The following is a 3,796-nucleotide window of genomic DNA, read 5'->3' as shown; positions in this document are numbered from 1 at the left end:
CAAGCGATCAGGACCCTGGTCCATCCCGCCCCGGTCATCGCCGTCCACATGAGCAAATCCGAAGAAGAGCCGCCACCGAACACTGATGTCATTCTCACCGGCCCCACGGATTTCGACGTCGCGACCGCTCGCATCCTCGATGAATTGAAACGCCGAGGTGTTCTCGCGCAGGCCATCGGAGCCAAGCCGATCTTTCAGTATTCGATTTAGTGGGATGCCGAAATAAATGAATAGATGACCATCCTATTTCGCCCTAAATATGGTGAATACGGACTCCCCACCGTTGGTTGTCACAGCAAGTTTTCGTCATGAAAGGCATCAGTAACTTATCTGCTTCCTTCATCTTTCTTCAGATGCCTCTCTATGAATGCGTCATATGGAAGCCGAACAAAGTCTTTGAGATCGCGGCAACGTTATATTACCCAGGAACCCTGGATGTCCATTGTGTGGATAGTGGTAAGCAATCAACATTCACATGCAAAAACAAAGCTCTTCCAGAAGATTTAAGCCTTGGTTCTTTTCAAAGGAAATGCAACCCAGCAGCGGCGGGGGGAAAACAATCGACCTTCCGCTTCTTCCTAATGGAACGTTTGAGGTCATTTTGAATTATGGTCGCGAGGAGTGGCTGAGAGAAACCGACACTTCCCAGGATATAGGAATCACTCGGATACTAGGATCATACCTGTCAGGTTCCTATTTCAAGCCTCTAACCTCGATAGGATCGTTCACCTCATCCCAGCGGTTTGACTCCTTGAAAATCATTATGATAGCGTAGGTTTTCGTAAGGGTAACGGGCCCGAGACGATGTAATAACCTGGGCCGATGTAATAGGAGTCTTTATGAAATTTGTATGCCTCAACTGCGAAACCTATATGAGCCTTGAAAAAGTGGAGAAACCAGAAGATGGGTCCCTCGGGGTCTTTTTTGCCTGCCCCTCTTGTAACGCCAAGTTTTCGATGGTGACGAACGCGGGCGAAACCAACATGATGAATGCGTTGGGCTTGAAGCTCGGTGCTCGTGCCGAACCGGCGGCGTCAATGGAAGGGTTACGTTCCCTTGCGGGAACGCGACAGGCAGCCACTGTAGTGAATAAGCAAACTACGGCTGAGCCAGCTGTCGCCGCAGCTACTGTGTCGCCTGCCAAAGCTCCCGAGAAAGCGAGTGGTTGTCCATTCTCGGCGATGGTAGCTGAGATGGGTCTGACGGCCGGCGGAAAACCAGGAAACGGTACGAGCCCGGTTTCTTCCGAATTTAGCTGGACGACCGATGCCAAGGAGAAGCTCGACCGGCTCCCAGCCTTTGTGAAGCCGATGGTTCAAGGGAGCGTGGAGACCTATGCGCGCAAGCAGGGTTTTAAGACTATCACGCTGCAAGTGATGGACGATTCAAAGAATGATTCGCCAGACGGGATGATGTGGTCACGCGAGGCTGAACAACGACTCGAAAATATTCCGGACTTCATCCGTCCGATGGCGCGAAAAGAAATCGAGCGGCTGGCGAAGGAGCGTGGTGTGTCGTCCATCACTGCGGAAGTGATGGACGAGGCGAAGGACAAGTTCATGAAGTTCATGTAGTCAAAGGCTGCATACATAAAGAAGGTTTCTTGAGGGCCCATCCGGCCTCCTGGATGGGCCTTCAAATTGTTTGGCTCATCCGTTCAGCAGTTCTTTCGTATGAAGAAGTTTTGGCTCTATTTGTTGTCGGTTTCCATACTCGTCGTCATTCCGTTCAACTGGCCGACCAACGTACAAGCGCAACTGTCTAGTCACCCAGTAATCTCCGATGAGGAAGGCACCGCGCATCGTTCTCACGGTACGCATACCGGCGAAAGTTGGGAAGGATCTGCTCAAGGAGTCGCTTATTCCGAGTTCAATCATCGCTTTGCCGGGCTATTTGTCCTGCTGTTTGGCCTTGCTGAATTAGGGCATGCGCTGCGCTACCCGTTGCCCCCCTGGACTCGTCTCGTTCTGCCAAGCGCACTCGGAATCATCGGAATCTATTTGCTGGTCTGGAGTGACCATGAGGCTTGGCCGATCGGGGCATTGAGTTTTGTTCAGACATTTTCTGGACAAGAACCAGAAATTCTCCAGCATAAGTTCTATGGGGTGTTTGCCTTTACCGCCGCGCTGAGTGAGACGCTTCGCCGAATCGGTTGGGCCCACCATCCGGCCTGGGCGGCTCCATTGCTGTTCCTTGGCGTGACCGGACCGCTATTGCTCTTTGCCCACTCACATGGAAATCATCCGGCGAATCACACGATTGAGTTGCACCATGCGCTTCTCGGAAGTCTTGGGATTGGGGCTGCCATATCGAACGCAATGGTCTCGTGGACATCCAGTGATTCACATCATCTTGTGAAAAGATGGGAGGTCGCTTGGGCGGGATTCGTGATCGTCATGGGCATTCAGCTTCTCCTGTATTTCGAATAGGTGTATGGAACGCGTCTTTTAATGGGTTATCTACGCGTCTACGAGCAGAAAAGCTTCTGCGTAGAGCGGTGGTCTTGTCTGATATCCGTACTCCTGTTCATCATTGTTCCGCTCGCCTGGATTTCAGAAGCACACGCACAAGCACACTCAGGCCATCAAGCTGTGTCGGACGAAGCAGGTGTGACACATGATCACCAAGGTGAACACGTCGGGGGAGGTTGGGAAGGATCAGCAGAAGGAATCGCTTATTCGGAGTTCAATCATCACTTCGCCGGTCTATGTGATGTGCTCTTTGGGCTTGCCGAGTTAGGCTATGCATTACGGCTTCCGCTGCCTTTTTGGGTTCGTCTCGTTCTGCCAAGTGCTCTCGGTACCATCGGGGTTTATCTATTGGTCTGGAGCGACCACGATGCGTGGCCGATCGGCTCACTCGGCTTTGTCGAAACGTTTTTCGGTGATGATCGGGAAATCCTCGAGCACAAACTCTATAGCATTCTAGCGGTGGCCATAGCCGTATGCGAGACGCTCCGTCGAATCGGCAGGGTTCGACACCCGGCATGGGCGGCTCCGTTGGTTTTCTTAACGCTGATCGGAGGGCTGTTGTTGTTTGTCCATTCACACGGAAATCACCCGGCCAGCGAGAGGATCGAGCTCCATCATGCCTTACTGGGAACTGTGGGAGTCGGCGCCGCCTTATCAAAGGCGATGGCGTCATGGATGCCTGGTGCGTCACGGCAGTTTGTGAAATGGGCGGAAGTGGCTTGGGCTGGCTCCGTGATTCTCTTTGGGCTTCTCCTTCTCGTCTATTCCGAATAGAGTCGTGTAATAGGCCGGCATAGAGTTTGACACTTTTCTGAAGCCTGTGCTACCTCTACATCATCACAGTCATTGCAGGATTATCGGATCTCTGACCAGCTCACGGAATTCGGGCGGGTAGAGGAGGAACACATGGGTGGACATAGTCACTGGGCCACGATCAAACGACACAAGGGAGCCCAGGACGCAAAGCGCGGAAAGATCTTCACGCGAATCATCCGGGAGCTTACCATTGCGGCTCGATCCGGTGGCGACCCCGACGGAAATCCCCGGCTGCGTCTGGCGATCGCCAAGGCCAAGGAAGCCAATATGCCTGGCGACACCATGAAGAAAGCTGTCCAGAGGGGCACTGGTGAACTACCTGGTGTGACGTATGAGGAATTTTCTTTGGAAGGATATGGGCCTGGAGGGACGGCACTCCTGTTGGAAATCACCAGCGACAACCGGAACCGGACGGTTGCGGAGATTCGCAGTCTCCTGACGAAAAATCACGGCAATATGTCGGAAGCGGGCGCCGTCGCCTGGCAGTTCCATAAGAAGGGGCTCGTCGC

At 53.0% G+C, this 3,796-nt stretch carries 5 protein-coding genes and 1 pseudogene; all 6 read left to right on the top strand.

The window, feature by feature from the left end:
* Positions 1–210, top strand: a pseudogene (locus ACOSYY_RS07510) (adenylyl-sulfate kinase); the annotation flags it as partial.
* 98 nt (positions 211–308) lie between these two features.
* Positions 309–605 (top strand): hypothetical protein, encoded by a 297-nt coding sequence (locus tag ACOSYY_RS07505; RefSeq protein ID WP_421661645.1) that lies wholly within the window; start codon positions 309–311, stop codon positions 603–605.
* A 234-nt stretch (positions 606–839) separates the two neighbouring features.
* Positions 840–1,574, top strand: coding sequence for a PCP reductase family protein (locus ACOSYY_RS07500; protein WP_421661644.1), 735 nt, complete (start codon positions 840–842; stop codon positions 1,572–1,574).
* Positions 1,575–1,673: 99 nt separating this feature from the next.
* On the top strand, positions 1,674–2,429 hold the full coding sequence (locus ACOSYY_RS07495; RefSeq protein ID WP_421661643.1) for a hypothetical protein: 756 nt from the start codon (positions 1,674–1,676) through the stop codon (positions 2,427–2,429).
* Between the two features lie 21 nt (positions 2,430–2,450).
* Positions 2,451–3,245: a hypothetical protein gene (locus ACOSYY_RS07490; protein ID WP_421661642.1), complete on the top strand. Its 795-nt coding sequence runs from the start codon at positions 2,451–2,453 to the stop codon at positions 3,243–3,245.
* 132 nt (positions 3,246–3,377) lie between these two features.
* A partial coding sequence (locus ACOSYY_RS07485; RefSeq protein ID WP_421661641.1) for a YebC/PmpR family DNA-binding transcriptional regulator occupies positions 3,378–3,796 on the top strand: 419 nt, incomplete at its 3' end.

The sequence above is a fragment of the Nitrospira sp. BLG_2 genome (assembly GCF_049222245.1).
Note: the sequence above shows the minus strand (reverse complement) of the source record. Positions and strands in the feature narration are given on the sequence as shown.

Coding starts and splice junctions, on each gene's coding strand:
- ACOSYY_RS07505 (WP_421661645.1), top strand. CDS start 309: ATGAAAGGCATCAGTAACTTATCTGCTTCCTTCATCTTTCTTCAGATG.
- ACOSYY_RS07500 (WP_421661644.1), top strand. CDS start 840: ATGAAATTTGTATGCCTCAACTGCGAAACCTATATGAGCCTTGAAAAA.
- ACOSYY_RS07495 (WP_421661643.1), top strand. CDS start 1,674: ATGAAGAAGTTTTGGCTCTATTTGTTGTCGGTTTCCATACTCGTCGTC.
- ACOSYY_RS07490 (WP_421661642.1), top strand. CDS start 2,451: ATGGGTTATCTACGCGTCTACGAGCAGAAAAGCTTCTGCGTAGAGCGG.